Annotated in this window: 15 protein-coding genes; all 15 read right to left on the minus strand. The window is 51.7% G+C overall.

Features of this window, described 5'->3' with window-relative positions; genetic code table 11:
- Positions 1-10: 10 nt before the first annotated feature.
- The gene (gene leuC, locus LLU09_RS04055; protein WP_228310567.1) at positions 11-1,420 is read right to left on the minus strand and encodes a 3-isopropylmalate dehydratase large subunit; all 1,410 of its coding nucleotides are present in this window, start codon (positions 1,418-1,420) and stop codon (positions 11-13) included.
- An 18-nt stretch (positions 1,421-1,438) separates the two neighbouring features.
- Positions 1,439-2,545 (minus strand): 3-isopropylmalate dehydrogenase, encoded by a 1,107-nt coding sequence (gene leuB / locus LLU09_RS04060; RefSeq protein ID WP_228310568.1) that lies wholly within the window; start codon positions 2,543-2,545, stop codon positions 1,439-1,441.
- 21 nt (positions 2,546-2,566) lie between these two features.
- Complete coding sequence (locus LLU09_RS04065; protein WP_228310569.1) at positions 2,567-4,111, minus strand: 2-isopropylmalate synthase; 1,545 nt, start codon at positions 4,109-4,111, stop codon at positions 2,567-2,569.
- Positions 4,098-5,132 (minus strand): ketol-acid reductoisomerase, encoded by a 1,035-nt coding sequence (gene ilvC / locus LLU09_RS04070; protein ID WP_175287778.1) that lies wholly within the window; start codon positions 5,130-5,132, stop codon positions 4,098-4,100. Before ilvC ends, LLU09_RS04065 begins: the two co-directional genes overlap by 14 nt.
- 48 nt (positions 5,133-5,180) lie before the next feature.
- Positions 5,181-5,696, minus strand: coding sequence for an acetolactate synthase small subunit (gene ilvN, locus LLU09_RS04075; RefSeq protein ID WP_040107009.1), 516 nt, complete (start codon positions 5,694-5,696; stop codon positions 5,181-5,183).
- A complete protein-coding gene (gene ilvB, locus LLU09_RS04080) occupies positions 5,684-7,417 on the minus strand; it encodes a biosynthetic-type acetolactate synthase large subunit (RefSeq protein WP_228310570.1) in 1,734 nt (577 codons plus the stop codon). Before ilvB ends, ilvN begins: the two co-directional genes overlap by 13 nt.
- A 600-nt stretch (positions 7,418-8,017) precedes the next feature.
- Positions 8,018-9,721 carry a dihydroxy-acid dehydratase gene (gene ilvD, locus LLU09_RS04085; RefSeq protein ID WP_228310571.1) on the minus strand — a complete coding sequence of 568 codons (1,704 nt, stop codon included), beginning with the start codon at positions 9,719-9,721 and terminating at the stop codon, positions 8,018-8,020.
- Between the two features lie 30 nt (positions 9,722-9,751).
- Positions 9,752-10,723, minus strand: coding sequence for a bile acid:sodium symporter family protein (locus LLU09_RS04090; protein WP_228310572.1), 972 nt, complete (start codon positions 10,721-10,723; stop codon positions 9,752-9,754).
- A gap of 224 nt (positions 10,724-10,947) precedes the next feature.
- Complete coding sequence (locus tag LLU09_RS04095; protein WP_228310573.1) at positions 10,948-12,015, minus strand: DUF4064 domain-containing protein; 1,068 nt, start codon at positions 12,013-12,015, stop codon at positions 10,948-10,950.
- 157 nt (positions 12,016-12,172) lie between these two features.
- A complete protein-coding gene (locus LLU09_RS04100) occupies positions 12,173-12,445 on the minus strand; it encodes a UPF0223 family protein (RefSeq protein WP_228310574.1) in 273 nt (90 codons plus the stop codon).
- A gap of 66 nt (positions 12,446-12,511) precedes the next feature.
- Positions 12,512-13,918 carry a dihydrolipoyl dehydrogenase gene (gene lpdA, locus LLU09_RS04105; RefSeq protein ID WP_228310575.1) on the minus strand — a complete coding sequence of 469 codons (1,407 nt, stop codon included), beginning with the start codon at positions 13,916-13,918 and terminating at the stop codon, positions 12,512-12,514.
- Positions 13,919-13,924: 6 nt separating this feature from the next.
- Positions 13,925-15,244 (minus strand): dihydrolipoamide acetyltransferase family protein, encoded by a 1,320-nt coding sequence (locus LLU09_RS04110; protein WP_228310576.1) that lies wholly within the window; start codon positions 15,242-15,244, stop codon positions 13,925-13,927.
- Positions 15,245-15,264: 20 nt separating this feature from the next.
- Positions 15,265-16,242: an alpha-ketoacid dehydrogenase subunit beta gene (locus LLU09_RS04115; protein WP_228310577.1), complete on the minus strand. Its 978-nt coding sequence runs from the start codon at positions 16,240-16,242 to the stop codon at positions 15,265-15,267.
- A 3-nt stretch (positions 16,243-16,245) separates the two neighbouring features.
- Entirely contained in the window at positions 16,246-17,355 is a 1,110-nt protein-coding gene (pdhA, locus tag LLU09_RS04120; protein ID WP_228310578.1) for a pyruvate dehydrogenase (acetyl-transferring) E1 component subunit alpha, read from the minus strand.
- Positions 17,356-17,525: 170 nt separating this feature from the next.
- Positions 17,526-18,152 carry a YkyA family protein gene (locus LLU09_RS04125; protein ID WP_228310579.1) on the minus strand — a complete coding sequence of 209 codons (627 nt, stop codon included), beginning with the start codon at positions 18,150-18,152 and terminating at the stop codon, positions 17,526-17,528.
- Between the last annotated feature and the right edge of the window lie 59 nt (positions 18,153-18,211).

Here is an 18,211-nt window from a genome sequence, read left to right on the forward strand (position 1 = left end):
GTTCCCCCTCCTAACTCGGCACTCCAGCCTGGAATTTTCTTACGTCTGTAAAGTTGCCTTCGATTGCAGCTACGGCTGCCATCTCCGGACTGACGAGGTGTGTACGTGCACCGCTGCCCTGCCGTCCCTCGAAGTTCCGGTTGGAAGTGGAGGCACAGCGTCCACCGGCAGGTACGACATCATCATTCATTGCAAGACACATGCTGCATCCTGATTCACGCCATTCGAAACCGGCTTCCTTGAATATTTCATCGATGCCCAGTTCCTCCGCCTGCAGTTTGACACTGAAGGAGCCTGGAACGACAATCGCCCTGACACCATCCTTCACTTTGTGCCCTTTGATGATGTTCGCAGCGTTCACCAGATCCGGAAGCCTTGAATTTGTGCAGGAACCGATGAATACGTGATCGACTTCGATGGAAGTGATCGGCTGGTTCTCCTCGAGTCCCATGTACTCCAGTGCACGGCTGACTTCATCCTTGTTGTCGACTGCATCGACCGAAGGGGTCATCCCGCTGATTGGAACGACCATGCTCGGGTTCGTGCCCCATGAAACTTGCGGTTCAACTTCCTGAGCGTCGATTTCAAGCGTCTTATCATATTCTGCGTCTTCGTCTGAAGCAAGTTCGAGCCACTCGGCCGCCTTGCGTTCGAATGCTTCGCCTTCCGGCACATATTCCCGGCCGCGCAAATATTCCACGGTCGTTTCATCCGGGCTGATCAGCCCTGCACGTGCACCGCCTTCAATCGACATGTTGCAGACCGTCATCCGGCCTTCCATCGACAGGTTGCGGATTGCATCTCCAGTGTATTCAATGACGTGGCCCGTACCGAATTTGACGCCGAATTTTGCTATGATGGCAAGGATGAGGTCCTTTGCTGTCACGCCCGCCGGCAGGTCACCATTGACTTTGACGTTCATCGTCTTTGGACGGCTCTGCATCAAAGTCTGGGTAGCCAATACATGTTCCACTTCACTTGTACCGATGCCGAAGGCGAGTGCACCGAAGGCACCGTGGGTGGATGTATGGCTGTCTCCGCAGACGATCGTCTTTCCTGGCTGGGTCAGACCAAGCTGAGGACCGATGACATGCACGATGCCCTGGTCCGGGTGGAACATATCGGCAAGCTTGATGCCGAACTCCTCACAGTTCCTTCTCAACGTTTCCATCTGGGTCTTGGAGATTTCATCTTTGACGACTTCCCTGTTCTTTGTCGGAACATTATGGTCCATCGTGGCATATGTCAGATCCGGACGACGCACTTTCCTGTTTTTGAGCCTGAGTCCTTCAAACGCCTGCGGAGAAGTCACTTCATGCACCAGATGCTGATCGATATAGATCAGGTCCGGCTTTTCCTCCTGGCTGTGGACCACATGAGTTTCCCAGATTTTTTCAATTACTGTTTTTCCTTTTCCCATATCCGACACACCTTTTCCTTACATATAAGAACTGCAGATTGCATTAGAAATACTTTTCGTGGATAGATTCTCGACGACCCGCTTGATCATTTCATCCGTACCGACGACCTTGCCGCCTTGCACATCCAGATCGCGCGTATGATATCCGTCTTCGAGGCATTCCTTGACGGCCCGCTCTATCTCCGCCGCTTCCTCTTCCATGCCGAATGAATACTTGAGCATCATTGCAGTGGAGAGGATCATGCCAAGTGGATTGACGACTCCTTCACCGGCAATGTCCGGCGCCGATCCATGGACCGGTTCGTAGAGGCCGACACCATCTGCCCGCAGACTCGCTGAAGGGAGCATTCCGAGGGAACCGGTGAGTACGGAAGCCTCATCACTGAGTATGTCGCCAAAGAGGTTTTCCGTGACGATGACATCAAACTGCTTCGGGTTCGTAATCAGTTTCATCGCTGCAGAATCGACGAGCTGGTGTTCCACCGTCACATCCGGATAGTCCTTTGCCTTTTCCTCAACGACTTCCCTCCACACCCGGCTGGACTCGAGCACATTCGCCTTGTCGACGGATGTCAGTTTGCCGCTCCGCACTTGTGCCGCTTCGAAACCTTTCTCTACAATCCGTTCAATCTCCTTACGGGTGTAGCGGAGTGTATCGACCACTTCTTCACCGTCAGCGCTGCGTCCGCTCGGCTTCCCGAAATAGAGGCCGCCGGTCAGCTCACGGACGATGAGTATATCGCAGCCGTCGACAAGCTCCGTTTTGAGTGGAGAGGCATGGACAAGTGGTCCGAACCCCTGCACCGGACGCAGGTTTGCGAAAAGTCCAAGGGACTTGCGGATGCCGAGCAGACCTTTTTCAGGTCGTTTGCCGGCAGGTATGCCGTCCCACTTCGGACCGCCCACAGCCCCAAGAAGTATCGCGTCGGCATTTTCGCATGCTTTCACCGTCTGTTCCGGTAAAGGTGTATCATATCGGTCGATGGCATCTCCACCGATTGCATGTTCATGGACAATGAATTCATGGTTGTATTCGCCTGCTATGGTATTCAGTACTGCTTTTGCACCTTCCATGATTTCCCGACCGACTCCGTCACCGGGCAATAGGATCACTTGTTTTCTCATTTTGTACCCCTCCATCTCACTTTATCTGTTGGCTACTTCCTCTTTCTCCACCTGCATCTTCAGGATATACCTGTTGACTGCGTTGATGTATGCATTTGCCGATGCTTCAATGACATCCTGTGCCGTACCGCGTCCGTTGACCGTTTCCCCTTCAACAGCCAACTGCACATGTGATTCCGCAAGGGCATCCTTCCCGCCGCCGACCGAATTGATCTGATAGTCGAGCAGCTTCTGATCGTAGTCGATCAGTTCGGAAATCGTGCGGTACAGTGCTTCGACACTGCCATTCCCTGTAGCAGCGGTCTGGACCGTCTCCCCTTCCGGAGTATTGAGCGCCACTGTCGCAGTAGTGATGTTCTGTGTGCCATAATTGACCTGGAATGTTTCAAGCGTGTATTTGTTCATCGCAGACTGGTCGGTCTTGACTTCCATGATCAGCGTATAGATGTCGTCGTCAGTCACTTCCCGTTTGTGGTCGGTAAGCGTCTTGAAGTTCTTGAACGCCGCCTTGATTTCATCATCCGTCATTTCTACGCCGAAGGCCTTGACCTTATCCTTGAAGGCGTGACGTCCGGAGTGTTTGCCCATGAACAGTGTATTGGATGAAACACCCACGAGTTCCGGCGTAATGATTTCATATGTTTCCGCATTCTTCAGGACGCCATCCTGATGGATCCCGGATTCATGTGCGTAGGCATTACGGCCGACGATCGCCTTGTTCGCCTGCACGTACATGCCGGTCAGTTTCGCAACAAGATCGCTGGAACGTTTGATCTCATTGAGTTTGAGTCCCGTTTCGTAACTGTAGCGGTCATTGCGTATCTTCAATGCGATGGCCACTTCCTCAAGTGCCACGTTGCCTGCACGTTCGCCGATGCCGTTGATTGTGCCTTCAACCTGGGTCGCACCATTTTCAATGGCTGCGATCGTATTGGCTGCTGCCATCCCAAGGTCGTTGTGGCAGTGGCATGAGAGGTCGACACGATCGATGTTCGGAACACTTTCCTTCATATACTTGAACATGTTTCCATATTCATCAGGCGTCGTATAGCCGACCGTATCGGGAAGGTTCACGACTGTTGCTCCGGCTTCGATGACCTGTTCGATCACCTGGGCCAGGAAAGGCCACTCGGAACGTGTCGCATCTTCTGCGGACCATTCCACTTCCTCGAACTTTTCCTTGGCGTACTTCACCATATCCACCGACTGCTGGATTACCTGTTCCGGCGTCATCTTCAGCTTGTATGTCATATGGATCGGGGAAGTTGCCAGGAATATATGGATTCTTGGGTGCGGTGTATTCTTCAAAGCCTCATAGGCACGATCGATATCCTCTACTCTCGTCCGGGCAAGTGCTGTTACTGAAACATCCTTGATAGTGTCCGCAATCAGCTTGACTGCCTGGAAGTCACCTTCGGAGGCGGCTGGAAAGCCTGCCTCCATGACATCCACGCCAAGACGTTCAAGCTGCTTTGCGATTTCAAGTTTCTCCATCTTATTCAGATTCACGCCTGGGGACTGCTCCCCATCCCGAAGGGTCGTATCAAATATCCTAATTCGTGACATGGACTTTCCCTTCTTTCTTTTTATCATTGACAGGCTGCTTGACGAATGGCATCAGATCACGCAGATCCTGTCCGACTTTTGTAATCGGGTGGTTGTATTCGTTGTTGTTGATTGCATTGAATTGTGGACGTCCAGCCTGGTTTTCAAGGATCCATCCTTTGGCGAACTGGCCATTCTGGATTTCAGTCAGTACATCTTTCATGCGTGCTTTCGTTTCATCATTTACAACGCGTGGTCCGGATACGAAGTCACCCCACTGTGCAGTGTCGGAGATGGAATATCTCATGTTCTCCATGCCGCCTTCATACATGAGATCTACGATGAGCTTCATTTCATGCAGGCACTCGAAGTATGCCACTTCCGGCTGATAGCCTGCTTCAGTCAATGTTTCGAAACCTGCTTTCACCAGGCTTGTCAGTCCGCCGCACAATACAGCCTGCTCTCCGAAGAGGTCCGTTTCCGTCTCTTCCTGGAATGAAGTCTCAAGCACGCCTGCCCTTGCAGCACCGATGCCTGCAGCATAGGCCATCGCCACATCGGTCGCTTTGCCGGTGACATCCTGGAAGACGCCATATAGTGCAGGTACGCCGGCTTCCTCTTCGTATGTTCTCCTTACGAGGTGGCCAGGTCCTTTTGGAGCGACGAGGAATACATCGACGTCTTCCCTAGGCACCACCTGGTTGAAGTGGATGTTGAATCCGTGGGCGAAAGCTAAGGCGCTGTTCGGCTTCATGTTGTCCTTGATGCTTTCTTCATATACTTTCGGCTGGTTCTCATCCGGCAGCAGTACCATCGTGACATCTGCTTCTGCAACTGCATCGGCAACTGCCTTCACTTCGAAACCATCCTCTTTGGCCTTGTCCTGGGATTTGCCTGGTCTGAGTCCGACTACGACCTCGTATCCGCTGTCGCGCAGGTTCTGCGCATGTGCGTGGCCCTGGGAACCATAGCCGACGATTGCGATTTTCTTTCCTTGGAGCGCCTCTTTGTTGATGTCTTTGTCATAGAATACTTTAGTCATTATAATCTTCCTCTCATTTGTGTGAATTGGTTTTTTTGGTTTTTGATGCTAAACGCTTAGTGTAAACTCCTGAATCTGCCTGGGCTGCTTTCCTCTTGGGAAAGCAGTCACTCCTGTCCGTGTCATGTCTTTGATGCCGTAGGGCTGGAGCAGATCGATAAGTGCCTCGATCTTATCCGGCTTCCCTGTCACTTCTATTACCAGGCTGTCCCTCGATACATCGAGGACTCGGGCCCTGAAGGGCTCGATGACCCCCTGGATTTCCGCCCGGGAAGCGCTTGTACTGCCCACTTTGATCAGTGCAAGCTCCCTCTGGACGATCGCCTTTTCGGTGATATCATTCACCTTCAGCACATCGATCTGCTTGTTCAGCTGTTTTGTCAGCTGTTCGATCTTGTTCTCATCAGGTATCTCAACTACGAATGTCATTTTGGATATGCCTTCTATTTCAGTTGTACCGACTGTGATGCTTTCTATATTGAAAGCCCGTTTCGACAGCATGCCGGTGATCCTGTTCAACACGCCGCTCGAATTCTGGACGGTGGCTGTAATTATTCTTCGCATCGTTTCACCCCTATCATTTCATGGTTTCCCTTGCCCGGAGCAACCATCGGGTATACTTTGTCGAGCTTCTGTACTCTGGCATCCACAAGCACCGGGCCGTCATGCTGGAAGACTTCCTTGATTACGGAAGGGACATCGGTCTCCTTTGAAACCCGGATGCCCTTGACCCCGAAGCCTTCGGCAAGTTTGATGAAATCCGGATTCTCGGTCAGCAGTGAAGCGGAGTAGCGTTCCTCATAGAAACTTTCCTGCCACTGCCTCACCATGCCAAGTGCTTCGTTGTTGACGATGATGACTTTGATCGGGAGGTTGTGCTGCTTGATGACCGCCATCTCCTGCATGGTCATCTGGAAGCCGCCGTCCCCGACGATGGCCACCACCGTCTCTTCCGGCCGGCCGAGCTGTGCACCGATTGCTGCCGGAAGGCCGAAGCCCATCGTACCGAGTCCCCCGGATGTCACCCATTTGTGCGGAGAATTGAACTGATAGAACTGGGCTGCCCACATCTGATGCTGGCCGACGTCCGTGGTGACGATCGCATGGCCATCCGTTTCACGGTGGACCGATTCGATCAGCCACTGGGGTGAAATCAGGTCATCGGAACGTTCGAACCAGAATGGGTATTCCTTCTTATTGCGCATCGCATTTTCACTCCAGCTGGAGTGGTCGGTGCATTCGATGTCGATATCGAGCAGTGCATTCAACGCTTCCTTTGCATCCCCGACGACCGGAATCTTCGTTTCGATGTTCTTGCCGATCTCGGCAGGGTCTATATCGATGTGTGCGACTGTTGCTTCCGGTGCAAAGTGCTGGATGGCTCCTGTGAGCCGATCATCGAATCTTGCCCCGATATTGATCAGCAGGTCCGCTTCATAGAGGGCCATGTTCGCACTGTAGGAGCCGTGCATCCCGGCCATCCCGAGTGCCTGTTCATGTCCTCCCGGGAAGCTGCCGAGTCCAAGCAATGTCGTCGTGACCGGCAGTTCGAACCTTTCCGCGAAAGCCTTGAGCTCAACTGAAGCATCTGCAAAATGGACACCAGCGCCGGCAAGAAGTACCGGTTTCTTCGCCTGTGCAAGTGCTTCAGCAAGCCTTCTGATCTGCAGCGGGTTCGGCTTGATCGTCGGCTGGTACCCTGGGAGATGGAAGGATGTATCGAATGTCTTATCCGTGATCTCCTGGGCGATGTTCTTTGGAATGTCGACGACCACCGGCCCCGGCCGGCCCGTCGTAGCAATGTGGAATGCTTCCTTCGTTATCCTTGGAAGGTCCTTGATGTCCGTAACCTGATAGTTATGCTTTGTTATTGGAGTTGTCAGGCCGATTACATCCGCTTCCTGGAAAGCATCGGAACCGATGACTGCTGTGGATACCTGGCCGGTGAAGATGACGACCGGCAGTGAATCCATCATTGCATCAGTGATGCCCGTAATCAGGTTGGTTGCACCCGGTCCTGAAGTGGCAATGACGACACCCGGTTTGCCCGTCACCCTTGCGTAGCCTTCCGCAGCGTGGATGAGACCCTGTTCGTGTCTGCATAGTATATGCTGAAACGGTGCTTCCGCCCGGTATAGTGCATCGTAGATCGGCAGCACGGCACCGCCAGGGTAGCCGAATACTGTTTCAACATTCTCTTCAACAAGTGACTGGACGAAAAGGTCAGCCCCAGTTCGCAGTTTCTGTTCAACTGGTTGTGTGTGCATTTCAGTTTGTGTTTTCATTACCACTTACCTCCTTATGGATCTTGAGCAAGATACGCTTCATTTACTTTTGTTATAAAAAAATAGCCCCTTCTTCCCACGTTCTGCTCCCAGTCGGACTGCGAGCATGTCATGGGGCGAAAAGAGCTATTTCACGGTACCACCCAGTTTTGCATCCTTCTCACGAAGAATGCCTTATGGACTTGTAGAAGTCCGTTTTGGTAACGGGTGGCATGCACCCGGCCGAGCCTACTCAACTTTTCAGTCCGGCACTCAGGGTCGAGATAGAAGAAAGTGTCAATCCCGGTTTCCAGCATCCCGGGTCTCTGGTGATCGACTTGCCTTTCCTCTACGTTCCCATCGTCGTTTTTCATTGATTTATATTTATCTGACATTTCTGATATGTGATATTGAAAGTAATCTTATAACGTTTGGAGGAAGAAATCAACCACCTGTCGGTAAATAATTTTAAATTATCAAACATTTCAGAATATGTAACCGTTTACAATGGCTACATGAGGGGATTCCATGTTTCTGATTTTTTTCTGATTTTTTTGATTTAATCTTCCATATCCGTCCAAATGAAAAATGCACGGCATGGATATGCCGTGCATGCATGTTCTATTTGGTCAGGTAATCTGTCACTGCACCTTCGGAGGAGCATGTGACATTATGTGCATATTTGCCGAGCACACCTTTTTTGTAGAGCGGTGGCGCTTCCCACGCGCTGCGGCGCCTGTCCATCTCCTCTTCCGATACTTCACAGGAGATTTCCTTCTTCGTTGAATCGATCGTCACCATATCCCCCTCCTGGAGGAAGGCAATTGGTCCCCCGCTTTGTGCTTCAGGCGAGATGTGACCGACGACAAGCCCATGTGTACCGCCTGAGAAACGGCCATCCGTGAGCAGCGCCACCTTCTCACCGAGGCCCTTGCCGACGAGCAGGCTCGAGATGGAGAGCATTTCCGGCATGCCCGGTCCGCCTTTCGGTCCGACATAGCGGATCACGAGGACATCGCCCTCATTGATCTCGTTGGCCAGTACGGCATCGGATGCTTCCTTCTCATTGTCGAATACCCTCGCTGGCCCCACGTGACGGGCGACCTTCACTCCGGAAACTTTCGCTACTGCGCCTGTCGGTGACAGGTTTCCTTTCAGGACGATAAGTGGACCATCTGCACGTTTCGGGTTATCGAATGGCATGATCACATCCTGACCTTCCACAAGGTCATCCACTTCTTCAAGGTTTTCTGCTACCGTCTTGCCCGTTACCGTCATGCAGTCCCCATGGAGGTAGCCTTCCCTGTGCAACATCTTCATTACGCCCTGAACGCCTCCGGCCTTATACAGGTCCTGCATGACATAGCGTCCGCTTGGTTTCAGGTCCGCCAGATGCGGGACCTTCTCCTGGATGCGGTTGAAGTCGTCGATGGTGAGATCCACTTCAGCCGCGTGCGCGATGGCAAGGAGGTGCAGGATGGCGTTTGTCGATCCACCCAGCGCCATGACGACAGTGATCGCATTTTCAAATGCCTTCTCCGTCATGATGTCCTTCGGATAGATACCCGCCTCGAGCAGTTTGTAGACAGCTTCGCCTGCAGCTTTGACGTCTTCCGCCTTCTCCTTCGATTCAGCCGGGTTGGATGCACTGCCGGGCAGGCTCAGTCCAAGCGCCTCCATCGCCGATGCCATGGTGTTCGCAGTATACATGCCGCCGCACGCTCCTGCCCCAGGACATGCATTGCATTCGATCTGATTCAGTTCCTTCTCATCGATCTCTCCGGCATTCAGTTTGCCGACGCCTTCAAACACACTGACAAGATCGATGTCACGACCTCTGTGCTGTCCGGGTGCAATTGTGCCGCCATAGACGAATACTGCCGGAACTTCTGCATTCGCAATCGCGATGGCACAGCCCGGGATGTTCTTGTCACATGCACCGATCGCTACAAGTCCATCCAGGTTCTCGGCCCCTACGACCGTTTCGATGGAGTCTGCGATGAGATCGCGTGACGGCAGGGAATAGCGCATGCCCTGTGTACCCATGGAGATCCCGTCGGATACTGTGATCGTATTGAACTGGAGCGGCACGCCGCCCGCTTCCCTCGCTCCGGCCTTCGCTTCCAGAGCAAGGTCGTTCAGGTGGATGTTGCATGGTGTCACCTCAGCCCAAGTGCTGGCGATTCCGATCTGCGGCTTTGTGAAACTTTCATCCGTCAGTCCGACCGCACGGAGCATTGCTCTGTTCGGCGCCTTTACATCACTTTCCGTATATACTTTACTCTTGATTCTTAGATCCTTTTCAGTTTTTCCTTCTGTTGACATTTTAAAACCACCCTTCATGATTATGACCCATTATACACGTACTTCTTCATTTTTGACCGATTCCGCTTCTGTTTCATCTCCATGGTATTTGCTCATCCACGTAGCAGCCATAGATCCGGAAATATTATGCCAAACGCTGAACAATGCAGCAGGCACGGCGGAGAGTGGAGAAAAATGCGCTGCAGACAAGGCTGCTGCAAGCCCTGAATTCTGCATTCCTACTTCAATTGATACCGCCTTCTGGTCGGCAAGGTCGAACCTCAGCACTTTGGCCAGGCCGAATCCGATGAGGTAACCGAGCACATTGTGCAGTATGACCACACCGAATATCAGCAGGCCGGACTGCATGATCGCTTCCGTATTGTTCGATACGACCGCTGCGACAACGCCGACGATGCCCACCACTGAGATGAGCGGCAGTATGGTGATGCCCTTCTCGACATGGTCACCGAGCAGCATCCGCACAGCCAGACCAAGTGCGATCGGAACCAGGACGATCTGTATGATCGAGATGAAGAGGTCCATGAAAGAAACCGGCAGCCACGCACTTGCAAGCAGCAGCGTAAGCGCAGGCGTCAGGATTGGAGCCAGGACCGTCGAAACGGCTGTTGCGGTTACGGACAGTGCCGTATTCCCTTTTGCCAGGAAAGTCATGACGTTGGATGACGTCCCTCCTGGTGTGCACCCGACCAGGATGACACCGACCGCAATTTCAGGTGGCAGCTGGAACAGTACGACCAGCCCGAGTGCCAGAAGCGGCATGATGGTGTACTGTGACAGCACTACGATGAATACCATCTTCGGTGCTTTCAGTACCCTTTTGAAGTCCGTAAGCTTGAGCGTCAGGCCCATGCCGAACATGATGATGCCGAGCAGCAGGTTTATGTATGGTGCAATCCATGTAAATCCTCCCGGGAGTACAAAGGACAAGATCGCAAAAATGATGACCCATATACCGAACGTACTTCCGATGAATTGACTCAGCCTTGCCAAAGCATTCATTGAAAATCCCCTCCTTATTGGATAAAGCTTGAAACTATAGAAAGTATCTTAACAGATAAAAGTGCAATATCCTAGAGTTTTTATTAAAATTTTTAGAATCTTTGAAATTATATTTTCACCCTATAATGCTGCATCCGTTGATGCATTTGAATGAAAACGATTACACATTTTGACATGAAACAGCCCCCGGCTCAAAAAGCCGGAGGCATGTATTATTCATTCAATTACAGGGTGTCATTATTGCGTCGGTTGACGTTATCCCTGCGTTCTCTCGTTGCATCGTAGCCATAGTCATCCCCGCTCCGGTCAGCGAGATTTCCGTTCCGAGTGTTCCTCTCGACATCGTCCCTTTCGGCTCCGATGCCGCCACGGCGGGCATACTCTTCCTCTGTAACCGGTTCAGTCGCTTCCTGGGAATCTATGTTGCGGTCGACGTAGCGGTCGTCATCCCGTCCAACATACTCGCCTTCCCTGTCCGACTGCGCGTCGCTGGCGACGACACCGGAACGGCCGTCCCTGCCATTATCGTCCAGGCTTCGGAATGTGCGTGTCCGCTCCAGATCATCATCACCGGTACGCTCCCGCTCATCGATTTCGTCTGCGTAGCGCTGTTTTTGCCGATCATCTTCATATCTTCCTACAGGATCGTCTCCACGGCGGTTCACCTGATTGTCTTCCAGGTCCCTCTCCATGTCGCGACGTCGATCATATGCTGCATCATCATCTGATGCCCTGCGCCTGTCCTCCTGCACTCCATCTCTTCTACGGGCATCTGCATCCCTTCTGCCTTCAAGTGGTTCCATATCGTCATCATGGGTGATGACACGATCTTTTCTGACGAACAGAAGAATCGCTGCAATGACGAAGAACAGTGGAATCAGTCCAGTGATGACAAATGCAATCATCGGTGCAGTGAGGATACCTGCAATGAGCAGCAGGAATCCCGCGAGTATCCTGCGTCGCATCGTAAGCAGGCCGAAAAGTCCAAGAATTAGTGGAATGGCGAGGTAAAGCGCCAGCATCCAAACGTTATTAAGCCACCCGACGACCATATTCGCAACTTCTCCAGGTGCTGCCCCGAGATCCTGCCCCTGCTGGGCCACATTCTGGAATTCCGTCTCCAACTGCTGTCTTACATCATCTACAAATGCAGGGTCATTCATGGTGACGAGTGAAAAGAATAGAAGTAAAGCGGTAATCGCAAGCAGGCCGAGCCAGGCCAGCCACCCGAAGATCTTTTCAGCAATCCGGCTGACAGGTTCTACTGTTTGTGTGTAATTTTTTCTAGCCATGTTAACCTCCCAGATATTATGTCTTCATTTTGAATAATACCCTACCGTCGATATTTTAATCAACTTTGAATGGTATATATGCCCGGAACAGAATACCGGGACATCCAGAAAAGACAAAAAAGCCTGCCCCGGCGAGGGGCAGACCTGATGGATGGATCTATATTCTGATGACATCGTCATCATCGGCATCCTTGAGCAGCTTGACCGCTGCATATGATTCGAGTCCGCTGTTCGATTTGAATTCCCTGAAGACCGTCTTCTCCTCGGCCTTACCGGGAACGACCGCCTTGAACTTCCGGTACTTTTCTTTAAGCTCCACAGCGGCGATTCCTTCCTCATGGGCTTCTTCCACCGCTTCGAAAAATGCGACGACGTCGATGATTTCATCCGTCGACCAGTCGACATCTATTGGATAGCTGTATTCTTCCATATTCAGACTCCCATCTGGCAATAATGGATAAAGGACGCCCATATGGGCGTCCTTTCATCAATCCTATTACATAGTGTGTATCGGTTTGCCGAGTACAACGTCTGCCGCTTCCATTGGAATCTCTCCAAGTGTCGGGTGGGCATGGATTGTGAGGGCGATATCTTCCGCAGTCATGCCGGTCTCCACTGCAAGACCGAGTTCAGCGATGATGTCGGAAGCACCGGTACCTGCAACCTGGGCACCAAGAAGTAGACCGTCTTCCTTGCGTGAAACCAGTTTGACGAAACCATCTGTTTCATTGAGACCCAGCGCGCGGCCGTTGGCTGCGAATGGGAATTTTCCTGTCTTCACTTCGAATCCGGCTTCTTTGGCATCTGCTTCATTATAGCCTACAGTAGCAAGTTCAGGCTCTGTGAAGCATACTGCCGGCATGCCGAGGTAGTCGACTTCGGATTTCTCTCCAGCAATGGCTTCTGCCGCCACTTTGGCTTCGTAGCTTGCTTTGTGCGCAAGCGGAAGACCAGGGACGATGTCACCGATAGCGAAGATGTTCTTGACGGAAGTCCTGGACTGCTTGTCCACTTCAACGAGGCCTTTGTCAGTCATTTTGATTCCGAGTTCTTCAAGACCGAGCTCATCCGTGTTTGGACGGCGGCCGACTGTGACGAGCACGTAGTCCGCTTCGATCTCCTTCGTCTCGCCTTTGACTTCATAAGTCACCTTGACGCCGTTATCAGTCTCTTCTGCTTCTTTGGCCATCGCCTGCGTTTCGATCTTCACGCCTTTTTTCTTGAGGTTCTTCTTGACAAGCTGCGTCATCTGTTTTTCGAACCCGCCGAGGATGTCTTTTGCACCTTCAAGAATCGTCACTTCAGTACCGAAGTTTGCGTAGGCTGTACCAAGCTCGGAGCCGATGTAGCCGCCGCCGATCACGACGAGCTTTTCAGGTTTCTCTTCAAGCGCAAGTGCACCTGTGGAATCCAGTACGCGCTCGCCGAATTTGAATCCTGGAATTTCGATTGGACGGGAACCTGTAGCGATGATTGCATTTTTGAACTCGTAGGTCTGGGATTGCTTTTCATCCATGACCTTCATTTTGTTCTCATCGACGAAGTATGCTTCCCCTTTGACGATTTCAACCTTGTTTCCTTTGAGCAGGCTTTCTACACCGCCAGTGAGTTTTTTGACTACGCTCTCCTTGAAGGATTGCACTTTTGAGAAATCAAGTTTGACACCTTCCGTGATTACACCCATATCTTCAGAATCCTGGGCCTGATGGAAACGGTGTGAAGAAGAGATCAGAGCCTTGGAAGGAATACATCCAACGTTCAGACATACACCACCAAGAACATCCTTCTCAACGATTGTTACTTTCTGGCCGAGCTGTGCTGCACGGATTGCTGCAACATAGCCCCCTGGGCCTGCGCCAACTACAATTGTGTCAGTTTCGATAGGAAAATCTCCAACTACCATCTGTAATTATCCCTCCATTAATAGTAATTCTGGATTGTTAAGCAAACGTTTAACATGGTTCAGGGCATTCTGTGCTGTCATACCATCAATCTGTCTGTGATCATAGCTGAGTGAAAGTGCAAGCACTGGTGCTGCAACGATTTCTCCATCTCTTACAATGGCCTTCTGTTCGATGCGGCCGATGCCGAGAATTGCAACTTCCGGCTGGTTGATGACAGGAGTGAACCACTGTCCGCCTGCAGAACCGAGGTTGGAGATCGTCATGGACCCGCCCTTCATCTCTTCACCGGACAGCTTGCCATCACGTGCCTTCACAGCAAGATTGTTGATTTCATCGGAGATTTCAAACATGGATTTCTTGTCTGCATGCTTAACGACAGGCACGACAAGTCCGCGTTCTGTATCCGCAGCAATACCAACATTATAGTAATGTTTCTGGATAACTTCAAATGTTTCATTGTCGATTGAAGTGTTGAACTCAGGATATTTCTTGAGCATGGACACGAGTGCCTTCACGACATACGGGAGGAATGTGAGCTTGACGCCCTGCTCCTCTGCCACACCTTTGAACTTCTTCCTGTGGTCCCATAGGGCCTGCACTTCAATTTCATCGAGGTGCGTCACGTGCGGGGATGTCTGCTTGGAGTTCACCATTGCCTTGGCAATCGCTTTTCTCATGCCGCTCATCTTCTCGCGCGTTTCAGGGAACTCGCCTTCAGGCGCAGCCTGTTTCTCCTGCTTGCCTTCAGCCTGCTCTTCCTGTGCTTCGGATGTTTCCGCTTCCTCTTCGGAACCGGCGGATGTCTGATCACCATTCATGAATGCTTCTACATCCTCTTTCAGGACCCGGCCATTCTTGCCGCTGCCTGAAACTTCAGTGATGTCGACATCATTGTCGCGTGCGAACTTGCGTACGGACGGCATCGCGATGACGCGTCCACCGGATTTCTCCTCGCCGGAGTCCTTGTCGTCCGCTTCCTCTTTTGTTTCTTCTTTTTCTTCTTCCTTATCGGAAGATTCCTTTTTCTCTTCTTTCTTGTCTTCTTCCTTCTCCTCTTTTTCCGGTTCTTCTTCACCGGAATCCTCGGAGCCGTCGTCGATCGTCACGATCGTCTCGCCGACGGTCGTCACTGTACCCTCTTCAACGTGCAGTTTCTTGATTGTGCCGTCCACTGGGGATGGGATCTCAACAACCGCCTTGTCGTTCTGCACTTCCGCGAGTACATCGTCTTCCTTGATTTCATCGCCTTCACCTATGAACCACTTGACGATTTCACCTTCATGGATACCTTCACCGATATCCGGCAGTTTGAATTCAAATGCCACAGTATTTCCTCCTCTGCTGATTAAAAGTCCAATACTTGTTTTGCACGCTCGACGATGTCTTCCTTATTCGGAAGCCATACGCCTTCTGCCTGTGTGAATGGATACACTGTATCCGGTGCCGTTACACGCATGACCGGTGCTTCAAGGCTCAGGATCGCACGCTCGGACAGTTCTGCAGCGACATTTGCTGCAACACCCGCCTGACGCTGTGCTTCCTGGATCACTACCGCACGGTTCGTCTTTTCTACGGATTCGACAAGCGTTTCGTAGTCGATTGGAGAAACTGTACGCAGGTCGATGACTTCTGCAGAGATATCTTCTTCTGCAAGTGTATCCGCAGCCTTGATCGCCTCCTGCACCATCGCACCGTAGGCGATCAGCGTGATGTCATTACCCTCGCGCTTCACATCAGCTTTGCCGATTTCCACCGTATAGTCCTCTTCAGGCACTTCTTCACGGAATGAACGGTAGAGCTTCATGTGCTCGAGGAAGATGACCGGATCGTTCGAACGGATCGCCTGGATGAGCAGCCCCTTAGCGTCCACCGGGTTGGAAGGGATGACCACTTTAAGGCCCGGTGTCTGGGCCATCAGGCCTTCCAGGGAGTCAGCGTGGAGTTCAGGTGTGTGTACGCCGCCGCCGAATGGCGCACGGATAACGACCGGCATTTCCTTGCTTGCCCCTGAACGGTGCCTGTGGCGCGCAATCTGGCCGGCGATGCCGTCCATCGCTTCGAACACGAAGCCGAAAAATTGGATTTCGACGACTGGACGGAATCCTTCAAGTGTGAGGCCAAGCCCCAATGAAGCAAGTCCACTTTCGGCGAGGGGCGTATCGAAGACACGCGCTTCGCCAAATTCTTTCTGCAGGCCTTCTGTTGCACGGAATACCCCACCGTTTACGCCGACGTCTTCACCGAAGACGAGGACGTTCTCATCATTTCTGAGTTCAGTGGCCATCGCATCAGTGATTGCCTGGATCATTGTCATCTGTGCCATTGATTATTTCGACTCCTTTTCTTTGTAGACTTCATACTGCTCTTCCAGATTGGATGGCATTTCGTCATACATGATTTCCATCAGTTGTGTAACTGTCTGCTTCTCAGTATTGTCTGCTTCTTTTATCGCTTTCTTGACGTCTTCCTTAGCCTGCTCCATCACTTCGTTCTCCTTCTCTTCGTTCCAGAGATCCTTCTCTTCAAGGAACTTGCGGAAGCGCACGAGGGGATCCTTCTTCTCCCAGTCGGAATCCTCATCGGAAGTCCTGTAGCGGGTCGGGTCGTCTCCAGCCATCGTGTGTGGTCCGAAGCGGTAGCAGAGCGTTTCGATGACCGTCGGTCCGTCTCCAGCCACTGCACGGTCACGCGCATCCTTCGTCACCTTATAGACAGCGAGCGGGTCCATGCCGTCAACAAGCACACTCGGTACACCTGAAGCCACACCCTTTTGTGCCAGTGTCTTCGCAGCCGTCTGCAGTTCCCTCGGAGTGGAGATTGCATAGTTGTTGTTCTGGATGACGAAGATCGCCGGCGCCTTGTAGGCACTTGCAAAGTTGATGCCTTCATAGAAGTCACCCTGGGATGTGCCGCCGTCACCTGTGTATGTGATCGCTACAGCGTCCTTGCCGCGCTTCTTGATTCCGAGCGCCACACCAGCCGTCTGTACATACTGCGCACCGATGATGATCTGAGGGCTGAGGGCGTTGACGCCTTCAGGGAACTGGTTCCCCTTGAAATGCCCTCTCGAGAAGAGGAACGCCTGAGTAAGCGGAAGACCATGCCAGATCAGCTGAGGTACATCACGGTAACCCGGCAGGATGTAGTCCTCTCCTTCAAGTGCGTATTGGCTTGCAAGCTGTGAAGCTTCCTGCCCCGCCGTCGGCGCGTAGAATCCGAGGCGGCCCTGACGGTTGAGGGAGATTGAACGCTGGTCGAGCACCCGGGTCCAAATCATGCGCTCCATCAGTTCGACGAGATCTTCGTCCGACAGGTCAGGCATGTAGTCTTCATTCACTATCTTGCCGTCCTGGTCCAAAATCTGAAACATTTCAAATTTGCTTTCGATCTCTTCAAGTGTCTTGACTGGATCGAAGCTCTTTTTCTTCGGTGCCATAAACAGTTCACCATACCTTTCAAATTTTCATTTATCATCAGTTATCTTACCACATGCTGTTATAATAGTAAATAAAACCGGACTGTAACAGAGGGGTAGAAACCCTTTTAAATCAACGTTCACTGTACTAAAACAGCAATATCTGTTATATAATACAGCGCTTCCATCATTTACGACTCGATCAGCGATTCGATCTCCTGTTTGATCTGGTTCACATTCTCCGTCTGCTCGCTGAATGTCTGTGCATCCTCCTGGACCTGCTGGTACTCTTCGTCCAGGTTGTTCAACCTTTCGTCGACTTCATCCTGGGAGATGTCCTCATCGCCAAGATATTCGAATATATCCCTTTCACTTTCAAGGACCGTCTTGTAGCTGCCGATCATGTCTCCATGTTCATTGTATCTCTGATCCATCGCGTCCACCAGAGACTGTGCCTTCTCGCGGTTGGACTCATTTGATATCTCGCTGATGTACTGTTCCGATGCTTCCATGCGGCTCCGGCTTTCACCCATGATGGCTACTTCCTCATCGAGCTGGGCAATTCTGGCATCAGCATTTTCGACCAGCTCTCCGCTGATTTCAGTCAGCTCATCCCTGGTGGCGGATTCTAGGGACTGCTGGAGTTCCGCCTTTTCGGCTTCCAGCTCGTCAAACGTCGCTGTCACATCCTCTATCTCCTTTTCCACCTCGACGGTCTCTTGAAACGCATTATAAAAATCCAACAGCTCATCTTCGTCCGATGAGCATCCAGCAATCACTACTGAAAAGATCAGCAGGCTCCCTAGCATTTTCTTCATTTCCCTACCTCCGATAATTTTTTGAGTCTATATGTTTGAGAAATTCACGTTCCCCTGAG

The organism is Salinicoccus sp. RF5 (assembly GCF_020786625.1).
Classification (GTDB): domain Bacteria; phylum Bacillota; class Bacilli; order Staphylococcales; family Salinicoccaceae; genus Salinicoccus.